This window comes from Algoriphagus sp. (assembly GCF_024642405.1).
GTDB lineage: Bacteria > Bacteroidota > Bacteroidia > Cytophagales > Cyclobacteriaceae > Algoriphagus.
This window is the reverse complement of sequence record NZ_JAHEBC010000041.1, coordinates 1-21321: the sequence shown is the minus strand read 5'-3', so window position 1 is coordinate 21321 and position 21321 is coordinate 1. Positions and strand designations below refer to the sequence as shown.

17 protein-coding genes and 1 pseudogene are annotated in these 21321 nt (G+C 34.9%); 7 read left to right on the top strand and 11 right to left on the bottom strand.

The window, feature by feature from the left end:
* On the top strand, window positions 1-1480 hold a 1480-nt coding region (locus Q0L68_RS05410; protein WP_296700470.1), incomplete at its 5' end, for a sialate O-acetylesterase.
* A gap of 37 nt (window positions 1481-1517) precedes the next feature.
* On the opposite strand, the gene Q0L68_RS05405 is transcribed toward Q0L68_RS05410, so the two are convergent.
* Both Q0L68_RS05405 and Q0L68_RS05400 read right to left on the bottom strand, forming a co-directional pair.
* Complete coding sequence (locus Q0L68_RS05405) at window positions 1518-2591, bottom strand: alpha/beta hydrolase (RefSeq protein WP_296700468.1); 1074 nt, start codon at window positions 2589-2591, stop codon at window positions 1518-1520.
* Between the two features lie 5 nt (window positions 2592-2596).
* Complete coding sequence (locus tag Q0L68_RS05400) at window positions 2597-3160, bottom strand: hypothetical protein (RefSeq protein WP_296700465.1); 564 nt, start codon at window positions 3158-3160, stop codon at window positions 2597-2599.
* 175 nt (window positions 3161-3335) lie between these two features.
* On the opposite strand from Q0L68_RS05400, the gene Q0L68_RS05395 reads away from it, so the two are divergent.
* Window positions 3336-3866, top strand: coding sequence for a hypothetical protein (locus Q0L68_RS05395; protein ID WP_296700462.1), 531 nt, complete (start codon window positions 3336-3338; stop codon window positions 3864-3866).
* A 9-nt stretch (window positions 3867-3875) separates the two neighbouring features.
* Here Q0L68_RS05395 and Q0L68_RS05390 read toward each other — a convergent pair whose 3' ends face one another.
* Window positions 3876-4193, bottom strand: coding sequence for an antibiotic biosynthesis monooxygenase (locus Q0L68_RS05390; RefSeq protein ID WP_296700459.1), 318 nt, complete (start codon window positions 4191-4193; stop codon window positions 3876-3878).
* Window positions 4194-4496: 303 nt separating this feature from the next.
* Here Q0L68_RS05390 and Q0L68_RS05385 point away from each other — a divergent pair, with 303 nt between their 5' ends.
* The 5 genes from Q0L68_RS05385 to Q0L68_RS05365 all read left to right on the top strand — a co-directional run bounded on the left by Q0L68_RS05385 (window position 4497) and on the right by Q0L68_RS05365 (window position 13720).
* Complete coding sequence (locus tag Q0L68_RS05385) at window positions 4497-5444, top strand: DUF4097 family beta strand repeat-containing protein (protein WP_296700456.1); 948 nt, start codon at window positions 4497-4499, stop codon at window positions 5442-5444.
* Between the two features lie 741 nt (window positions 5445-6185).
* Entirely contained in the window at window positions 6186-8684 is a 2499-nt protein-coding gene (locus Q0L68_RS05380; protein ID WP_296700453.1) for a YbcC family protein, read from the top strand.
* Entirely contained in the window at window positions 8684-10597 is a 1914-nt protein-coding gene (locus tag Q0L68_RS05375) for a proton-conducting transporter membrane subunit (RefSeq protein WP_296700451.1), read from the top strand. The genes Q0L68_RS05380 and Q0L68_RS05375 overlap by 1 nt, the downstream gene beginning before the upstream one ends.
* 80 nt (window positions 10598-10677) lie before the next feature.
* Window positions 10678-12273: a SulP family inorganic anion transporter gene (locus tag Q0L68_RS05370; protein WP_296700448.1), complete on the top strand. Its 1596-nt coding sequence runs from the start codon at window positions 10678-10680 to the stop codon at window positions 12271-12273.
* Between the two features lie 97 nt (window positions 12274-12370).
* Window positions 12371-13720: a hypothetical protein gene (locus tag Q0L68_RS05365; RefSeq protein ID WP_296700445.1), complete on the top strand. Its 1350-nt coding sequence runs from the start codon at window positions 12371-12373 to the stop codon at window positions 13718-13720.
* Window positions 13721-13780: 60 nt separating this feature from the next.
* Here Q0L68_RS05365 and Q0L68_RS05360 read toward each other — a convergent pair whose 3' ends face one another.
* The 8 genes and pseudogenes from Q0L68_RS05360 to Q0L68_RS05325 all read right to left on the bottom strand — a co-directional run.
* A complete protein-coding gene (locus Q0L68_RS05360; RefSeq protein WP_296700442.1) occupies window positions 13781-14623 on the bottom strand; it encodes an alpha/beta hydrolase in 843 nt (280 codons plus the stop codon).
* A gap of 44 nt (window positions 14624-14667) precedes the next feature.
* Entirely contained in the window at window positions 14668-15030 is a 363-nt protein-coding gene (locus tag Q0L68_RS05355) for a TIGR04086 family membrane protein (RefSeq protein WP_296700439.1), read from the bottom strand.
* A 38-nt stretch (window positions 15031-15068) separates the two neighbouring features.
* Window positions 15069-16079 carry a DUF3500 domain-containing protein gene (locus tag Q0L68_RS05350; protein WP_296700436.1) on the bottom strand — a complete coding sequence of 337 codons (1011 nt, stop codon included), beginning with the start codon at window positions 16077-16079 and terminating at the stop codon, window positions 15069-15071.
* Between the two features lie 163 nt (window positions 16080-16242).
* The gene (locus tag Q0L68_RS05345) at window positions 16243-17442 is read right to left on the bottom strand and encodes a C45 family peptidase (RefSeq protein ID WP_296700432.1); all 1200 of its coding nucleotides are present in this window, start codon (window positions 17440-17442) and stop codon (window positions 16243-16245) included.
* A 75-nt stretch (window positions 17443-17517) separates the two neighbouring features.
* The gene (locus Q0L68_RS05340; RefSeq protein ID WP_296700429.1) at window positions 17518-18642 is read right to left on the bottom strand and encodes a VCBS repeat-containing protein; all 1125 of its coding nucleotides are present in this window, start codon (window positions 18640-18642) and stop codon (window positions 17518-17520) included.
* Window positions 18643-18917: 275 nt separating this feature from the next.
* Window positions 18918-19715, bottom strand: a complete 798-nt coding sequence (locus Q0L68_RS05335; protein WP_296700426.1) for a sulfotransferase family 2 domain-containing protein — start codon at window positions 19713-19715, stop codon at window positions 18918-18920.
* A 319-nt stretch (window positions 19716-20034) separates the two neighbouring features.
* The gene (locus tag Q0L68_RS05330; RefSeq protein WP_296700423.1) at window positions 20035-20517 is read right to left on the bottom strand and encodes a hypothetical protein; all 483 of its coding nucleotides are present in this window, start codon (window positions 20515-20517) and stop codon (window positions 20035-20037) included.
* A 380-nt stretch (window positions 20518-20897) separates the two neighbouring features.
* Window positions 20898-21321, bottom strand: a pseudogene (locus Q0L68_RS05325) (hypothetical protein); the annotation flags it as partial.

Sequence of the window (21321 nt, the reverse complement as noted above, 5' to 3'; positions counted from 1 at the left end):
ATCTTACAGTGCAAAACCTCTAGAGGATGTTGTAGGAGGAGAATGGAGAGTTGCTAATGCTGAGAACATGCCTGATTTTTCTGCTGTTGCTTGGTTTTTTGCTAAAAGAAATCATTTAGAGAAAAATGTGCCAGTTGGGATCATTGAGTCCAACTGGGGTGGAACTCCGGCTGAAGGATGGACTGAAGCTTCGGTACTCGCCGGGATGAGCGCGTCTTATTCAAAAGAGGCATTAGATATTATGGAGAATGCTGATAAATGGCAAAATGAGGTGGAGGAGAATGAAAAGAGAAAAGAATTAAGAAATAAACTTATTTCAAAACCAGATTCTTTAGCAGCCCTAAAAGTCTCAAGTTTAGGTTATGATGATAGCCAATGGAGAAAGATTAATTTACCAAATTCAAATCCTCTCCAACATATTGCTTGGGTCAGGAAAGTGTTTAAAGCTACTTCCGCAGAAGATGCCACTTTACATTTACCTTTAATTGATCAAATGGGGTATGTTTACCTGAATGGTAAGTTACTTCACTATAAGGATTGGGGAACAACTACTCCTGAGCTGGAAATACCCGCATCATTGTTACTTTCTGGAAATAATATACTTACTATTAGAGCCATAAATACTTGGGATAATCAGCCAAGAATTGGAGAACCTGGAGAAATGTATATCCTTCAGGGCAGCAATAAAATTTCTTTGGAAGGAGTTTGGAGCTACTCTACTGATATTGTAGAACCTATGCTTCCAAAAGTGGAATGGATTAATTGGAAGCCAGGAATGATGTTTAATGCCATGATTAGTCCTATTGCCGATTACCCTATTAAAGGTGCTATCTGGTACCAAGGTGAAAGCAATGCAGGCAGAGCAGGGGAATACAAAGAGTTGTTTTCAGCTATGATTACTAATTGGAGGCAACATTGGAAAATTGGAGAGTTTCCTTTTCTCTTTGTACAGTTGGCTAATTTTATGGAAAGAAAATCTCCTCAGCCTGATAGTAATTGGGCATTTTTAAGAGATGCTCAAGCCCAGACGCTTTCTGTTCCTAATACAGGGATGGCCGTTATAATTGATATTGGAGAGGAAGGAGATATTCATCCTAAAAACAAAAAGGATGTAGGGGAAAGACTTTGGCTTCAAGCTAGGAAAGTGGCCTATAAAGAAAATATTTTGGCTTCGGGGCCAGTTTTTGAAAGTGCAATTGCTGAAGAAGGAAAAATTACAATTAGTTTTAAAGCTGTCGGTGAAGGGCTTAAACTTTCAGATGATTCGGACTCAGTAAAGGGTTTTATTATCGCTGATTCTAAGGGTAAATTTCAAGAAGTTGTTGGTGAAATTTCCGGTAATAATGAAGTGATATTTGAAACCACAATTATTAATCCAAGCGAAATCAGATATGCTTGGGCTGATAACCCAGAAGTAAATCTTTACAATAGTATAAACCTTCCAGCCGAGCCATTTAAGTATTCTTTTTCTCTTGAATAAAAAATATCCTCTGAATGAATTTCAGAGGATATTTTGTTTAGTTCTCATTCATTAAATTGAGCTCTTTGTCCAGCTCGTTTAATTCATTCACTTTTTGTTGAAAGTCAGCTCGGGAAGGTATTTTAGCTACATTCTCCAGAAAATCAATTGTCCTAAAAAGAACCCCTTCCCAATCTTTGGAAGTAATTGAACTACCAATGACATGGTCACCAGCATCGGGAAATGCCTCTTTTCTTTTCAGTCTTTCAGGAGTTCCTAGGTCTTCATACATTTTTAACATTTGGGGTACAGATACCACGAAATCTTGTTCTTCCTCATTTTTATAATAGTAGCCCAAAAATAAAGGCTGCTTAATTTTGGAGAAGGTTTCTTTATTCATCATACTGTACATCAAAACCGCTAAACTTTGGTATCCATTAATATGATATTTATCAGACCAGTACTTTTCCTTTTCACCTTTTCTCTCTTGGGTTCTAACTTTATCTTCCATCCAAGTCCACTCCATTATTTTTTTCATCCAAGGAACAAATAAGACTGCAAGCTTTTCTCCATTGTCCCGAATTGCAGGAGAATAAACTACTACGGCTTTGATCTCAGGTTGCTGACTTGCGAGTAATAATGTCAATGCACCGCCCATAGAAGTTCCTACTACAATAACTGAATCTCCTAGATTTTTGCCAATTTGATAGGCTTCACCAGCTGCATCAGCAAGTGCTTGAGCGGATAAATATTCCATACCATTGGCTCTCTTTATCCCATGTTCAGGAAGTCTTGTGACAAATAAATTGGCACCAAAATGTGCTGCTAGGAATCTGTGAACAGGATCACCTTCCATTGGACTAGCTCCAAAACCGTGAATATAGACAATGGAGTAAGGAGTTTTTCTTTTATTGGAACTATCTGCCCATACAATGTAGGCCTCATTATCTGGTTTTAATCCTAAAACGGTATCCTCCCTTTGATTAACGTAATTTTCGATTTCCTGCATCCTTGTTGGAATATCAGGAAATTGTATTACTAATTCTTCTTTTTCAACTTTTGGACCTAGCATATAAACCACTACCAATATCATGGCAATAGCGAAAATCCAAAGGAATGATTTGCGTAACATTTGGTTCAATTAATTTTAATACGGGGAGAGGTAGAATCTACAATGATTTTACTGCCATCTTTTAAGAATAAAAACGTCCTTGTTTTAAGTTGCTCGTAATTTTCAGGTACAATAGTAAGGTTTGCGCCCAAATAATTTGATATGTTATCAAACTCCCTAAATCTGTTTAAGGTTGTCTCTGGATCTACTTGAAGCAAGTACGATATATCTGTTCCAACTGGTAATCCATTAAATGGGGAGAGTAAGGTTACCGCTATATTTGAAATGTTTTTAAACCGGTAGGTTTTTATGCAGGACAACGCAAATGCCTTTCCAGGCATGTATCCTAGGTTACTTTCTGTATTTGATTCAGCAACAACCTCAAAATTTATGGAAAAATCTTTTAGTGCAACAGTATCTTGATCTGTCGAATATCTATTATCCTGATAAGGACTATAAGCTACTTTTAAACCTATGGCATTTGAAGTTTCCGGAGCAGGGCATGAGCCAAATGGATCCGAATCTAATTGATCCACGCAAGAACCCAGTATCATTAAGAATAAATAGGAACTAAATGCAAGGATGGTCAAAAATAACCTATTTCGAAAATTGAAATTTTTGGGATTTATATTTTTCACGGGTTAAAAATAACAATCTTCAATGAAGTTCTATTTAAAACCTCGATACATAAATTTTTGAAAGACTTTGTGTAGCATTGTATAAAATCTGTACGTTACGGGAATAATCGATTAATATTAGCTGACTATGAAAAAAATTCTTTTTGGATTCCTTCTATTTTTTATTGCGGGTAATTTATACTCTCAAGAAAAATTGCCGACAAAGTCAGTTTATCTGGAATTAGGCGGCCCTGGGCTTCCCTACAGTTTCAATTACGATTTTAGATTTGATAAGGAAAAAGTTGATTCCTGGGGAATGAGACTTGGATTCGGAGGTTTTGCAGCTGAAGGAGAATCATTTTTTTCAATTCCAATCATGGCAAATAGGTTGATGGGAAAAGGACCCCACTATTTTGAGATTGGGATAGGAGCTACCTTTTTTACCTTTTCTCAACAAGAATATGGTTATGCCGGCTGTGTTAATTGTGTCACTAGTTCAGATTATAATTTTATATTGGATGTAGACGGTTCGCCAAGTGTAATGGGGACTTTGAATTTTGGATATAGAAAAGTGCCCGTAGATGGAGGTTTTATGTGGAAAATCAATATCAATCCAATTTTTAATAACAATGGGTTTTGGCCCTTATTCGCAGGGGTCGGCTTTGGTTATTCTTTTTAGAGTTTAGATTTATAATTTGAAATCATAGTCTCTTTCCACAAGGCAAATTCTGATTTTGTAGGCTGAATACCATTTTTCTCTTCCGTTTTTTTGGGCCAATAGATGATCGGATTGTTTTTTCCAATTTTTGATAGATTCTAGATCTTTCCAATAGCTCACGGTAATTCCTATGCTTTCCCGTGCACTTTCATGCCCCAAATACCCAGGTTGAAGAATTGCCAGTTCTTCCATCTGAGTTGCAGTTTTTAAATAATCTTCATCAATTTCAGTTCTGATGCTAGTGAAGATAACGGCATAGTAAGGGGCTTTTGAAGTTTGGGCTATCATTTTTTAAGAAATTAAATAGGGGTGAAATCAATTTGAATTGTCATAAGGGAAGTAAGGTAAAACTAAACCAAAAATCTATTCTATATGACTATCAAAATTGATATTACTTACCAAAGTATTAATTCTAAAATCTTTGGTGACCTATCTCCACCCAATTTTAAATTAAGAGATAAAACCAATTTGATTTGACATAAATCAATAAATCAAATCATTGATAACCAGCACTGTGAAAAGTCGTACATTTGTATGCATGCAGTGCTTTTAAAAATAAAAAACAAATTAAAATTTTAAAATCTGCATAAAATGAAATTCAAAAGGAATTTATTAAAAGTATTTACTGGGTTTACAGTATTATCTATTCAAGTTTTGTTTAGCTCTTGTGATTCAGAATTAGAAATAGTTCAATCTATTAATGAAGAGTTTTCCGGAATAAATAAAGTTGAAATAGAGTCTGGTTTTCTAGAGGTTATATATCAAGGGGATCCATCTATGACTACTATTCAACTTGATGCTGTATTGGAATCTAATAGATCTGGAAGGTATCAAATTGAATACAGGGAAGACCAAGATAAATTGATAATAGAGCTCGATCAAAAAAATATTGGAAGTTCTGGAAGGAGTAGGGGACATATTTATCTGAGGGGACCCGTTGAGATGGAATTAGATGTTGAAGTTGGATCTGGAAAAGCAACCATATCTAATGTGATAGGAGACTTAATGGAAATATCAGCCGGTTCAGGAAAATTGATTGTCCAGGATTTAAATGCGAATAAAATTGATTTAAGAGCTGGTTCTGGGGATTTAAGTCTTATAAACTTAGAAGGAAATACTAAAATTGAAATAGGGTCGGGAAGCGTAACCATGAGAAATATTCTTGGAAATGTTTCATTAAATGGATCTTCGGGAAGTTATAAAGCAGAAAATGTGGAAGGAATGCTTCATGCGAAATTGAACTCCGGAAATATGGACTTGATTGGGATAAATGAAATTGGAAAACTTGAAGTTTCCTCAGGCAGAATAAATGCAATCAATTCTGGACTAAGTTCTGAATCTAAGTTTAATGCTTCCTCAGGTAATATTAGGATTCAAACATTTTCAGATCTAAATGGCTTTAATTTTAGTCTTAGTGCAGGAAGTGGTAAAGTTTCAGTTGGAGATAGTTCTTCGAGCGGAAATTTAAATATAGATAATGGTTCTCCTTATACCGTTTCTGGTGTTGTCTCTAGTGGCAATATTGAAATAAGGAATTAGTGAAAAGTTGTTCACGATCACCTGAAGCCCCGATAATTTTCGGGGCTTTTTTTATTGATTTTTTGTTTTACCTAGTTTCAATTTTTTGTCGATGTTTAAATAAGGCTTCAAATACAGGAAAATTTCAAATATTAATTTTATACTAAAGACATATAAATTTGCCAGTTAATTATCCAATTCACATAAATAGGATAGTTTATATGTAAAATCAGTAATAAAAATAATTATCTCTTGTGTAATTGGAAAAAGTTGTATATTTCGCACTGTTTATTATCTAAATGCCAATAATTCTTAGTCTCTTAATTTTTTCCATTCGGATTGCTTTTTCTTTAGGAAATGCGACTGTTGAGACATTGCCAAATTTTCTAATTGAAAATAAAGAATGTATTGAGTATGTACCAATTAATGATCGTATTGCCACTTTAATCATATGTGAGCATAGTCATTCTGATGCGGTCTTAGAAGAGAGCTCTGAGGAGGAATCGGAAAATGAACAATTGGTATCAATAATTGAAAAACTTGTTTCCAATTCCTTCAAAAAATTATATAAAACAACCTTTTTAGCAGGTTTTAATAGTAGAGCCAAGCAGGGAAACCTACATTTTTACGATCTTTTCCATTCTTGGAAAGTATACCTTAGTTAATTTTTTGCCCAAAGGGCTATGATAAACCACCTCCTGTGGTAGTCCATTTTGCATTTGCAATCTGGTCTTATATATCATTCACTCATATTTAATTTTAATGAATTTATCAAAGCAAACTCATGCATTTGACGCTGAGGAGATTCTGCATGAATTGATGCATTTCCTTCCGAGTCAAGCACCACTGAAGGACTTTGTCCATCATAATACGTTGCATGCTTTTCAGAATTTGCCATTTCATCAGGCATTAAAGCAAGCAGGCTCCCAATTTGGTTTTAAAGGATATCTTCCTTTAGAGGACTACAGGGAATTATACAAAAGAGGCAAAATCAATCCAAAAGTTCTTACTAATACCATTTCTGAACAATTTGGATCTGAAAATTTAGAAAATTGGATGGAGAAGCTACTTCATTCAAATCCTGCCAAAAATAAAAGCCAAAAAGTAGGTTCTTTCAGATCTCACTGGAAATCAGATTATCATTTCAATTTGGATAAAAATATTCATCCATTTCTATTTCGTTTGATTTCATCTTATTTGGATCAAGGGATTTCTATGTGGGCATTTCCCGTGGAGACAACAGGATTTTTGGATGCTATAAAACTCATTCAGAAGGAAAGCTACTCATCGATATTAAAAAGCAGAAGAGCCAAATCTCTTTTATTTGATTCGGCATTAAGCTTAGAAATGCTATTGGAAATTTTAGTAGGCAGAGAAGAATCTTATGGTTGGTATTTGTTTGATCAACAATTTGCCCATCCGGGATGGTCAGGTATGGTTTCTGTTTTGGAAAACCAACCTGGATCATTATTGGATTCTAAAACCATCGCTTTAAAAGATTTAATCTTATTTGAATGTCTTTTGGAGATTGATGCTTTAGATCAAAAGTTTGGAGAAAACTGGAGTCCTATAGGAATTCGTTTCCCATTTGATACTACAGATTTATTTGTAAACAGTCCATTCGAAGAATTGGATCTGATTCTTCAATGTTGGCAAGAAGCTTATGAATGGAGCTTCCATGATGAGGTTTTGTCTGGTATCAAAGCAGTAACTCCAAGTCCTGGATCTCCAAATTTGCCAAGTTTTCAGGCGATGTTCTGTATTGATGACAGAGAATGCTCGCTTCGTCGACATTTGGAATTTGTAGAACCTGAGTGTGCGACTTTTGGAACTCCTGGGTTTTTCAATGTGGAATTCTATTTTCAACCAGAGTTTGGAAAATTTCATACGAAGGTTTGCCCAGCACCTATGTTTCCAAAATATTTAATCAAGGAAACAGCAAATCATAAAAAGCTCTCAAAAGACGTACATTTTCATCAAAACAATCATTCCTTGTTAAGGGGGTGGGTCAGTGCACAAACTGTTGGTTTTTGGTCTGCTTTGAATTTGGTGAAAAATATTCTTAGACCATCCTCTTCTGCTTTAGAAGTTTCTTCTTTTAGCCATATGGATCCTAAAGGTTCTTTGACCATAGAGTATAAAGGTGGGGTAGAAGGCGACTTGCAAGTTGGTTTCAGAATCGAAGAAATGGCGGATAGGGTCGAAGGATTATTGAAGAGTATAGGTCTTTTGGAGAAATTTTCTTCTTTGATTTACCTGGTTGGGCATGGGGCATCAAGTATTAACAATACGCATTATGCAGGGTATGACTGTGGTGCATGTTGTGGTAGACCAGGCTCGGTGAATGCTCGTGTGGCAGCATTTATGGGAAATGATGCAAGAGTCAGAAAAATCCTTGCTGAAAGAGGAATTTCCCTTCCGGACTCTACTCAATTTGTTGGAGGGCTTCACGACACTACTAAAGATGAAGTCGAATTTTATGATCTGGATGTATTATCAGTAGAAAACAAGGTAAAGCATCAAAAAAATATTAAGGTTTTTCAAGAAGCTTTGGATATCAATGCGATGGAAAGAGCAAGAAGATTTGCAACACAGGATAAATCTAAATCACTTTCAAAGCTACATGAGGCAGTAAAAAAGAGAGCTGTATCTCTTTTTGAACCAAGGCCAGAGTACAATCATGCGACGAATAGTCTTTGTATTGTTTCAAGAAAATCAACTATTGAAGATTTGTTTTTGGATAGGAGAGCATTTTTGAATTCCTATGATTACAGGACAGATCCTGAAGGTGTTGCTTTAACTAAAATTCTTGGAGCGGCAGCGCCCGTTTGTGGCGGTATCAATCTCGAATATTATTTCTCAAGAATGGATAACGAGAGACTTGGTGCAGGCACAAAACTACCCCATAATGTGATGGGTCTTATTGGAGTTGCCAATGGAGCAGATGGCGATCTTAGAACAGGCTTACCTTATCAGATGGTAGAAATACATGATCCTATCCGATTGATGTTAGTGGTAGAGCATGAACCTGAAGTTGTGATGAATGTACTTCTGAATAATCCAGGCACTTATGAATGGGTCAAAAATTACTGGGTGATTTTCGTGGTTTTGGATCCCAGAACAAGAACGTTTCATCGATTTAAAGATGGGGCTTTTGTACTCTATGAGCCAGGTACTACAATTTCACATGTTGACCATTTGAAATCAAAGCTTCTTAATTCAGATCAGAATTTGCCAATCTATTTAATCGACTCATTGTAATGGAATTGTCTTCTTGGATTCAACTGATGATAGGGATACCTCTTATCGGTTTTATAATCAGCTTACTAGTTCCGGAAAAAGAAGAAAGTATACTTTCAAAAGTAGCTTTCTATACAGCTGGATTGAATTTGATTAGCATTTTGGTTTTCCTTGTTTTCTGGGGATTGGAGGACTTTCAGACTTTAAACCTGAAAGAGTTTGTCCTTTACAAAACATCCGATTTTGAGTTTCTAGTTGATTTCTTCTTTGATAGAATTGGAGCTGTCTACGTAGTCATGGGTGCTATGCTGACCTTCCTTATCACCTATTATAGCAGATATTACCTGCACAGAGAGCCTGGATATAAGCGCTTTTTCAATACCGTTTTGTTTTTCTATCTCGGTTACAACGTAACGGTTTTAGCTGGAAATATGGAGACCTTGTTTGTTGGTTGGGAAATGCTTGGTTTATCCTCCTTTTTGTTGGTTGCTTTTTACAGAGAGCACTATTTACCGACAAGAAATGCAATCAAAGTCTTTTCTATCTACAGAATAGGTGATGTAGGAGTCATTTTGGCAATGTGGGCTAGCCATCATTTATGGCACGAAAACGTGACTTTCTTGAAACTTACAAATTCGGAAATTGTCTCGGAACATTTAATGGGGCATTCAGGAATTGGCTTATTTATCTCAGTTATGTTGCTTTTGGCTGCTGCTGCAAAATCTGCACAGTTCCCATTTTCTTCCTGGCTTCCAAGAGCAATGGAAGGTCCAACACCCTCCTCAGCAATTTTCTATGGGTCTCTATCTGTTCATTTAGGAGTTTTTCTATTGCTCAGAACTTTTCCTTTCTGGGAAAATCAAGTGGTAGTAAGAATAATAATAGTATTGGTGGGATTGATTACTGCTATCCTATCAACTATGATTGCAAGGGTTCAAACTTCAGTAAAGACACAGATAGGCTATTCTTCACTGACCCAAATCGGCATTATGTTTATCGAAGTTGCTGCGGGATTTGAGGTTTTAGCTTTATTCCATTTTGCTGGAAATGCTTTCTTAAGAACCTATCAATTATTGGTATCTCCGTCTATCGTGAGCTACTTGATTCGTGAGCAGTTTTATGGCTATGTGCCAAAATTGAAAAAACAACGTTCGGGTTTTTCTCAACGATTAGTTCTTTCCTGCTACTTATGGAGTTTGAAGGAATGGAATCTAGATAAATTGATCAATCAAATCATCTTCAGGCCCTTTAAAAACCTAGGTCACAAACTTGATTTCTTAAGTTACAGAAGCGTTTTATTGTACTTCTTACCAAGCTATTTAATTGGTTTGGGCTTGTTGATGGCTGGTTATAAAATCCCGGAATCTATTAGAGTAGTATTACCTGCATTATTTGCGTTTATCGGGCTTCTGATGGTTTTTAAAGCATTTTCAGAACGAAGATCTGCAAGATTAAGCTGGACTATGCTTTTGATAAATCACTTGTGGCTGGTATTGGCAATATCTGAAAATGAAGTGTTTGGAATAGAAGAAGTAGTGATCTATTTCAGTGGCGTGCTCGTGTTTGGATTGTCTGGTTTACTGATAATTACCTGGCTTAAAAAAGAAACAAGCCAATCTGGAATGCACGAATATCATGGTTATGTAAAAAAATATCCTGTCCAAGCCTTTCTTTTTTTATTGAGTGCTTTGGGTTTAATGGGATTTCCGCTTTCACCTACATTCATCGGGGAGGATCTCCTTTTTACACATATTCATGAGGATCAATTTCTATTAGCATTCTTTGCGGCTTTGGCTTTTGTCATGGAAGGAATTGTTGCTATAAGAATATTCGCAAGACTCTTTATGGGCAGCGGAAGCAAAATTGATTCCTATGTAGATTCCAAAAAAAGGCGCATCAATCTTTTCTCTAAAAGGCAAGTTTTATCGAGCTAAGCCTTCAATAAAAATATATCCTAAAATCAAAAAAATATCATTTGAGCTGAGAAATCATGCTCACCAAATCAAACTATCAAATGGAAAAAAAATCAAAACTTGCTCTTCCTAAAGATGGCTGGGAAGGCTTAAAAGAAAACTTTGGAGCAGATGCTAGCTCAGGTTTCGTTGTGTTTCTATTAGCGATGCCACTCAGTTTGGGTATTGCAAAAGCATCAGAATTTCCTCCAATTATGGGATTGCTTACGGCAATCATTGGGGGTATTATCGTCAGCTTTTTTATGGGCTCAAGATTAACCATTAAAGGTCCTGCAGCTGGATTAATCGTAGTAGTTGCCGGAGCTGTAGGAGAATTTGGAGGAGGAGAAATAGGCTGGAGACTGGCGCTAGGAGCGATGGCTGTAGCTGGATTAGTACAGGTTTTATTCGGTGTTTTCAAACTTGGAAAACTTGCTGACATCTTCCCACTATCTGCTATTCATGGAATGCTTGCTGCGATTGGTATTATTATCATTGTCAAGCAAATTCCTATTCTTTTGGATGTTGATCCTTCATTGTCAAAAGGATTAAGCGTTTTTGGCTTATTGGGGGCTGTGCCAAATTTCTTAATGAATCTAGACCCAAAAGCGACAGTAGTTGGGGTGGTTTCATTGATCATAATGATGGCATGGCCAAGTATCAAAAACACCAAGATCAAGAAAATACCTGCTCCATTGGTTGTTTTGTTATTTGCAATTCCAGCAGAACTAATCATGGATTTTGAACATACCGAACCAGCTTATGCGCTCTTACACATTGGAAATTTTGTAGAAAATGTAAAGTACAATGCGGATTTCGGTGGTTTTGCTCAAACAGGAGTTTTTATCAAATATGTGATCATGTTTGCATTAGTGGGCACCTTGGAGTCTTTGCTTACGGTTAAGGCTATTGATTTAACAGATCCATATAAAAGAAAATCTAACAATGATAAGGATCTGATTGCCGTAGGTATAGGAAATACTTTTGCTGCATTGTTAGGAGGACTTCCAATGATTTCAGAAGTTGCTCGTAGCTCTGCCAATGTCAGCTCTGGAGCAAAAACCCGTTGGGCAAATTTTTTTCATGGTTTCTTCATGTTGATTTTCGTTTTGGTAGCCACTCCTGTTATTGAAATGATTCCCAATGCAGCTTTGGCGGCTATGCTTATTACCGTAGGTATCAAACTAGCGCATCCAAAAGAGTTTATCAATACATTCAAAATCGGTAAAGAGCAACTTGCGATTTTCTTGGTGACTATCTTCTTTACCATCTTCGAAGATTTATTGATTGGTATTGGTGCAGGTATTTTGTTGAAAGTGGTTATTCACTTAATTAATGGAACACCAATTTCTTCTTTCTTTAAAGCCCCTACGATTGTTTCTTTTGAAGGCGACAACTATCTGATTGAAATTAATAAATCAGCGATTTTTTCAAATTTCCTTGGTATCAAAAGAAAATTGGAAGAAATCCCAGCAGGATTTAATGTTACAATAGATCTAAAAGGTACCAAATTAGTAGATCACTCCGTAATGGAGAATCTTCATTTATTCCAACATGAATATGAGGATAATGGTGGAACGGTGAAGATCATTGGGCTTGAAAAACATAAACCTGCTTCTGATCATCACTTGGCGGCAAGAAAACTGGCAAAAATCTAATTAAAAAAGAGATAAAATTCTTATGAAAACATGGTTTGCCGGGCATTGAGTCTTCAATCCTTAGGCAGGCTTTGGATTTATCAAAAGAAGAATTATTGTGAAAAAGCTCAATAGAATTATCCTTTTGTCTGCAATGGCTTTAATTGTTATTGTAGTTCAGTCCCTTGCTCAAAGTTCCGAAAAAGACTTAAAAATCTCCTTAAATGATGATGGGAGTCATTATGTTCGAGGAACAGGCTTAGCCCAGATTTGGATGCGATATGTAGATTATAACCCAGGTTCTACTGTTTTCGGGACAGCAAAAAATGGCGGTTTTGATGTAGGGTTAAGAAGAGTTCGCTATCAGGTATTTGGTCAGATAACAGATCAGATCTTTATTTATACACAGTTTGGTATAAATAGTTGGGGGTCAACTTCAGCAAGAAAGCCAGGAATGTTCCTGCATGATGTTACAGCAGAATATGCTGTAATTAAAACCAAATTATCTCTTGGAGCAGGATTAAATGGCTGGAATGGAACATCTAGATATTCATCCTCTTCTGTAGGAAGTATTTTAGGTATGGATTTACCGTATTTTCAGGAAACCACAAATGATCTGACAGATCAGTTTGTAAGAAGGCTTGGGGTATATGCCAAAGGTAAATTGGGATCATTTGATTACCGAATTTCAGCATCTAATCCAATGCCAATTCAGACAGCAGCTGGACCAGTTCCGACTCTTCCAGAAGATGTAACAAAGGTGGCTTATTATAGCGCGGAAGCTCCAGCCATGCAATTTCAAGGATATTTTATGTGGCAGTTTTGGGATAAAGAAAGCAATCAATTCCCTTATATGACGGGATCTTATTTAGGGACAAAAAAAGTACTTTCTTTAGGTTCTGGTTTTGCTGTTCAGGATCATGCAGTAGAATATAGAGATGTTTCTACAGGTCCTGTTCTTCAACAGGCTAGCAAGCAATTTGGAATTGATGTTTTTCTTGAAAACCCTTTAAATAAAGAAAAAGGAAACTCAATAACTGCTTACGTTGCTTTTTTGAAATATGATTTTGGCCCAAATCATCTCCATAACACAGGTCCCATGAATCCTGCAAATGGTGTAAATGATCAAGGTACCTTCAATGGACCGGGAAATAACGCACCATTAATTGGAACTGGAACAGTTTATTATGGTCAAGCTGGCTATTTAATGAGAAAAGACCTCCTAGGAAAACTAGGGACTCTTCAGCCTTATCTTGAGTTAAACATTTCTGATTTCCAAAGAGTAGAAAATTCAATTACCACCTATAATATCGGTGTTAATTGGATTCAAATGGGACATAGATCTAAATTATCTCTAGACTATCAAAGTCGACCAATCCTAGTCCAAGGAACAAATGAGTTGCTAGTAATTAATGAGTCAGCTAAAAGGAAAGGGCAGTTTGTACTACAATACCAGTTTGCTTTTTGATAAAGGGTTAGCTCCGGGGGAGTCTCCCGGAGTTAATTATTTCTTTTGTTTTTAAAAAGATTACTCAATTATAACTTCAGGGGACTTTTGTAAAAACCCTAAAGACTGAAGGAAATTATCCGTTGCCTGAACCGTCTTCCTATAGTTTTCAAAATTCGGATAATTGAAAAAACCGTGTGGCTGATCTTCATATAGAATTAAATCACACCTACTTCCAACTTTCTCCATCACCATTTTATAATATTGAGCAGTTATCACTGGAACTAGATTGTCTTTTGTGCCCAGTAAAAACAGAGTAGGTGGTGCTCCAGCTTTAATAGAATGAAGAGGAGAAAAACTGGTGTATGCTTCTCCAATTCTTTCGTATCCATAACCACCTGGACCGTTGTCAATAACTGGATTAAAAAGAATTAATGCATTTGGAACGGGGCTGATATCCAAAGGATCTGTTTCTTCATTATAACCTTGACTCAAAGCAGTAGCAGCTGCTAAATGACCTCCAGCAGAACCTCCAGAAGCGATGATTTTATAAGGATCAATGTGGAATTTGTGAGCGTTTTTTCTCAAATAACGAATTGCTGATTTAGCATCTTTTAAAGATTCAAATGGTGTTGTTTGATGTTGATTTCTGGTTCGATAATCGACAAGAAAACAGATCAATCCACGTTTTGCAAAGTATTCGGCTTGATGCTCAAAATGGGCACGTGTTCCACCATTCCATCCGCCACCAAAGAAGAAAACCAGAGCTGGGTAGGTTTGGGAAGAGTCCATTTGATTTGGATATAAAACCTCCATGTATAGCTTGGTAGTATCGATTTCTTTATAGAGAAATACCTCTTGGGCAAAGACGATTTGGATAGAAAATAAATACAGAATGAAACTGAATAGTGATTTGAAATTCATAGTTTTATTTTGAGTTTAGCCTACTCTTTTTTAAAGGTTCTTATTTAATTGATGCCTGTGGTTCTTTTTTTAGCAAAAAAACCTCCTAAGGCTCCTCCACCTATTTTGGCAAGGTGCTCCATCCAAAATTGGAGACCAGTAGAAACATCCTCACCATCTGCCAAAAGAATAGAAACTATCAAATAAAAAATAACACCAACAACTCCAACTAGTGCTCCTTGAAGAATCTTATTTGAGAGGGTTTTTTTAGCTACCCAATAACCTCCAATAAACATAAGTATAGCTAGAGCTATAAAACTTGTCATGAGACTTTCTTCATACCAGCGAATAAAACTGATGTAGATGCCATAAATAATTTCCATCCCAAGACCAGTAAGTATAATTCGAATCCATAGAATGTTTTTCATGGGAATTAATTTAGGAGAAACTATTAATCTCTATTTTATCAATTATGGTGATCAGAATTCATATAATGCTCCTTGATTAAATCCTTCCCAAAATCTCCATCGAAATCTCGCCAAACCGTGTGAATATGGTTTGCGTTGGTTTGGGTATTATCAAATTCTATTAAAAATGATTTGCCTTGAACTCTATAGTAATGGCCTTCTCCTATCTGAGTAGCTCCAGCCCATCCAAATCTGATTTCACCCAATTCTTCATTTTGGATATTTTTCAATCTTGCACTCGCTAGTTCCTTAGGCATAGTGTTTAAATATTCATCCAAAAGATTTAAGAAAACTTTTTGTTGATTTGAGTTTAGCTCATCGAATCTGATTCCTACAGGTGACAAAGGGTTCACATCAATAGAGTTTCTGGTTACAATTTCATTTATGGAAGATTCCTGAAAAATAGCTTTTGCCTTTTGTTCTTGATTAAGTGAATTAATTAATTGAAAACCGAATTCTTCTTCATTTTCTAAAGTTCTTTCGCCTTTTCTAGGACCGGAAGGTATGATAGCGGGGTTTGCCCCAAAAAATCTTGGCGCGATAGATTGGACATTATTAAGTATTGTAAAATTCAATGAAATATGATGACCTTCGAAAGACCATGCCCATAGGCTGTCTTTTTTAGGGTTTCCATAAAAGGCAATAAAATATTTACCGGGATCTCTCATGACGGTATCTCCAGATATTTCTCGAAGTACATTTTCTAAATCTATGATTCTATTGGCTTTCTCAAAGCCCGTTTCAGAAAGAGAAGATTGTAATAGCTTTTGAAAAAGATTATGCTGTGAATCATTAAGTTCAGCTAAGGAGATGCCTGCTCTTGGAAACATACTGCTTGGCACATAATGCCATTTAGTTTTGGTTAGATCATCAAAAGGAAACATCGTTTTATCTTTCTGATCCTGACTCATTGAATCCAGAAAACTGATTGCGGAATTATTTTCAAAAAATGAAAAGGACAGAAAAATAATAGTAAAAATCACAAGGCTTGCCAAAATCAACTTTTTCATAACGCCCCATTTAGAGTTGAAAATTGAATTATTATTCCAACAAATTAGGATTTTTTGGGAGATTAAAACCCTAATTCACAGAGTTATAATTGAAATCGATTAAAAAATAGCAGGGATTTAATATTCAAAAAGTAGATTTGAATTCGATTGAAGATTCAAATTTTTACCATTCTAACTCAATATATTCTGTTTCATGAGGTTTCCCCGGAGCAATGATAAACTTTGGGTTTTCTGATAATTCATAAATTACACTGGAGTAAGTGGTTCTGTTACTGACTACATCAGAACCTTCATTATCCCTTGAACTCAAGACATTTTTTATTTCATCTAAGCTGATACTTTTAGTATTTTCAGTAAATCTTCTTTGGAATGATTTGATTCGTTGGCACTCATAAAGTCCTTCTTCCGGAGATTTATTATTTGCCTTTAAAGCTTCTAGGTAATTAGCGCTATAATCCGTATTGCTCATCGGATGATTCGTATGATAAGTGAATAGAGAGTTTTCAAATGGTCTGAACTCAACTATTTTATGGGAAGAGCACTCCATGCTTACTACTTTTTCCGGGCCTCCGATAATATAGTTTTGGCCAGAGGCATGATTTATTTCATCTAGGAAAGCCAGTGCTTCTTCTTGAGTTTCTTTGCTTAAGACTCCGCGTACGATAAATGTCACAGGGAGTCCGGTTTTTCCATAATCCAACTGCATCAGGGTATTACAATTGATGGAAAGAGATCTATCGTTCATTCCCGTAATTCCCAAGTGACCAGGAATCGTTAAATACATCAGTTTCTTGTCTGAATCAGGACTGGAGGATTCAATGACTGTTTGAAATCCATGGTAAAATTCAGGTATATCCATATTCTGGGCTGCGATACTTGGTTCGGAGGAGGTTTTATTTACACCAAAAGAACTACAGCTGTGGGCTAGGATATCCTTAGTATTAAACCAGTATTCGTCTCCTAACTGATGCATAAAAATTGTTTCAAAATCCACTCCAGATCCTTCTGAGATTCCTTTCAACTCCTCCATTAATTCGGGTGTCCATTTTTCCACTGAATATTTGTAATCAGTTTGAGACAAAAAGCTTTTTATAAAATCATCGGGGTCTTGACCTGTGCTGGATTTGATATCTTCTTTAAACAATTGAATGACCTCTTGAATATCAGATTTTAAAAGCCTTCCGTGGGCAAGTCCTTTTTCATAAGCTGTACCATTCAGTTTTAAAAATCGTAATTTCCCATTAGCCAATAATTCTAATTCAGCATTATTATTTTCTGATTCTATTTGTTTCCTTTCATCTTTTGTTGAGCAAGAAAAAAGAAATGCAAATAGGGCAAATGCTAAGATTGGGAAACGCTTCATATTCAGATTTTATAAGGATTCATTATTTCTAAAAGTATAAATTAATTTTACAGGCTTTTTGTAAGTAGCTTGAAATCAATTTATTTTATTCAATTTTCTATTGAAATAAAAGTAATTAATTTCATCCGAGTTAGATTCAATAATGTCTAATCTATTATCATTATTTAAATCGGAAATAATTATGTCATAAGTATCTAAGTCCCCACTATTCAAAGTGATTTCTTTCCATACTTCACCTTTTTCGAAATTCAAAAAAACCATGTTGGCACTCTCAGAATTTGCAATGACAATATCAATGCTGCCATTTCCATCTAAATCACCAGTATCAAGGGAATAGGAATCATTTGAATTGATGTCGAAAATAATTTTCCGACCAAAAGACAATTCCTTGTTACCGAAGTAAATAACATTTGGCTCTCCTATATTGGCTGATATTATATCCAAGAAACCGTCTTGGTCAATATCTTTTACACTTACAGACCTTGTCTCGTCTGTTCCGGTTCCAAAGGGGATTCTTTCATTAAAATTTAATTTTCCGTCATTTAGATAAATGAAGTTTTGTTGTCCATCTCTATTTGCTAAAACTAAATCCATATCTCCATCTTGGTCCATATCTGCTACATCCACATCTATGGTGGAATCATCAGTAGAACCAAATTCTACTAGTTGATTAAATTCACCTTTGCCATTATTTAGACAAATTTCATTTACACGTCCTCTATTTGTGATCAGAATATCAATATCTCCATCTGAATCAATATCCACAGTTTTTAGATTTCTTGTAGGGGAATAGTCATTTCCAAAATTTCCTGATCTAATAAAATTTCCTTTTCCATCATTGATGTATATCGAGTTTGGAGCCATATCATTTCCTACTGCAACATCCAAATCCCCGTCTCCGTCGAAATCAGCCAATTCTGTCGCATAACTGGTTTCAGAAATATTATCTAGAAACTTCGAAACTGTAAAAATCCCCAAGCCATTATTATAAAATATCTTATTTGGTTGAGGCCAATGCCTGCCATCTGCCACTAAAACATCAATGTCTCCATCCGAGTCAATGTCCCCTGCACTGATTGATGCAGATTTGTCCTTTGCTGGACCCAAAATCAGTCTTGAATTAGTTACAAATTCTATTTCTTGAGCCTCCGACCAAAGTTGAAAGAGTAGAATTACAGGGATAAAAATAAGTTTTTTCATAGTTTCAGAGTTCCAATAATTTGAAATTTACTATTTCAAATTGGTATTAGTAAAATTAATTCTGATAAATCTATAAGTTGAAAAAAATCCAGATAATAATAAGTGATAAAAATAAACTATAATTTTATTAGAGGTTTGTACAAAATAAAATAGAATCTAAAATCTTAATGAACTAAATGACAAGAAATTTATTTCCTTGAAATTAACTGTTTAAAGGAGAAACTGAAGAAATATTGTTTCAAAATAAAAGTGAAAGAAGAAGTTCTTAAAAGAGTTTATACCCCTTTAAAAATAACTACTTTTGATTTTTTACTTTCTCTTAAAAAAATTAATTGATTATATAATTCAATATCTAAAGAATTCTTTTCACAAATTAAATCATAGGTAGCCTGATCTAGTTCTTTTGATTTTGATTTTTTTTTCCTGCCATTTAAAATTTGATTTTGGAATTTGTTTTTTAAATTGGCTAAATGGGCTAATTCATTAACGAATGAAGTTATATCATCTTGAAAACCAATAATATGATACTTGTCCTTAATGTTTTTTAAGGCTAGTTTAATTGCTTTATCTGGATCTCTATTTATTTGGGAGATACTCATTTTTGAGAAATGACTTACATACCAATTTTCAAGTTCTGAACTTAAATTTTGGTAACAATAGTTGTCGAGTCGGATTTTTCCCTCCTTTATTTTATGATGCAGATAATGATTTTTGTTTGCCTTTACATAATGGTAATGGGAAACGATTCTAGATACAGGATCTCTAAGTACAGTGACAACCAATGATTCAGGATTGGCGTAATCGATCAGTTCATTTGCTAAATGACCATATATTACTTTAGATTTTAACCTAATTCCTTTGGGCAAATCTTTGAATTTTTCTACAGCTTCAAGTGGGTTTTCTCCAGAAATTTCATAAACAAATCTTCTAGGAAATACACTTTCGAGGTACCAATTTATTGTAGTACCCCCACATTTTGGCAGGTGGTCAAATAAAATAGGTTTAGGATTTGTTATTAAATACCTCAGCTCTTTTTTGGTCTCTCTAATTAAGCCGTTTACAATTCTTTTCATACTATGACCTTACATTAAAACAAACATGCAAGTAGAATTCTGAACTAAATAAAAAGTAGTCAAATATTATATTTAATTTACAATTATAATATTATCCCCGATTTATCCAAAATAAATATTATTAATATAGAATGTTTTAAATTGAGAATTTTGTATTGTTAAAATAATCCTTTTTTAATTCTAAAATAAAGTAATGCGCTTTAGATTATTTGAAACTATTAAAATATTGTTTGTCAGGTTATTAGATATTTATTTAATCAGTTTTAAAAAATGATTAATGGATTATTTCTCTACTTAAAGAATTATCTAAAAATTGGATTTACTTCCAGATTTTAAAATTCAATATTAGTTTTTTTGAATGAATTAAGGTTCGCCAGTCTATAACGAAAAGGCAAAAAATTAAAATTAAACCGAATACAAGGCTTAAAGCAGATTTCCAAGAAAAGGTATTATCAATTATAGTTTGGGTATTTTCCACCGCATATGCACCTGCAAATAAAGCGATTGTGTCGCTGGTAAACTTACCGATAATAAATGCCGGGATGATATATTTCGCCTTGATTTTTGAAATGCCTGCTCCTAAAAATAGTGGGGTGGTAGGAAGGGGTAAAAGGGAATAAGCTAATATAATCATTTGCCCTTTCCAGACATTCTCCCTCATTTTTTCTCTAAGAATTTGTATATCATTGTTTTTAGATTCTTTTAAATACATTTTGGCTAGTATCGGTGCATATAATAATAGAATATATCTACCTAATACTGAACCAGCCACTCCTATCACGATGACTAACCATATATTCAACTGAAAAATGATTTGAAAAAACATCATTATTGTAAATGCAGGAGGGAAGGGGAATGGTACAATATCAAAAAATAACGCACCTAAAAATACTAAAACATATTGCCACCACATTTTGTCGAGCTACATTTAAACTTTTGAAAATCAACTAGATTTTGCATTAAAATCCTATTTCAGTATTATTTTTTTATTCTGAAAATCCATTAATAGTAATCGCCTCAATTTATCAAACTATCAGAAAGTTAATTGGCAAAACCTTTTTTCAAATTGATCCATTGAATGAAATTTTTTTTATAAATAGATTATACTTACCCCTAAGCACAATTTAGATTGATTTTTGGAACTGTTAGGCATATATCGATTAAGAATCTTTCAATTGACATTTAATTATTCTCGATTTTCACATCCTTAAACATAAAAAGGTTATCACTGACCCTTAATTTTTCACCGGTAGAAACTGTTACGTTTTTTAGTGTCACCTTTTTCGATTTAATGTAAGGGTATTTTTCCACATAGGAATCACTATTCATCTGAGGATTGAAATTTCCAAAAATAGCTGGTCCTTTATAATCTTGTGGATGATTAGTATCATCAATATGAAGGTTTTCAATTAGGATCTGTTCCGGCATATAGCAAGTATATCCGAAATCATGTTGTCCATTGTTAGATCCGCTAATCAAGTTTGGAACAGCAGTTTTTCCTCCTTGGGGTATAAATGTACAGTCTCGTATAATTAGATTCCCTTGCCAAGTACTTCCATAATCTGAGCGCAAATTGATTATACTTCTGCCACGGATTGTAGAGTTT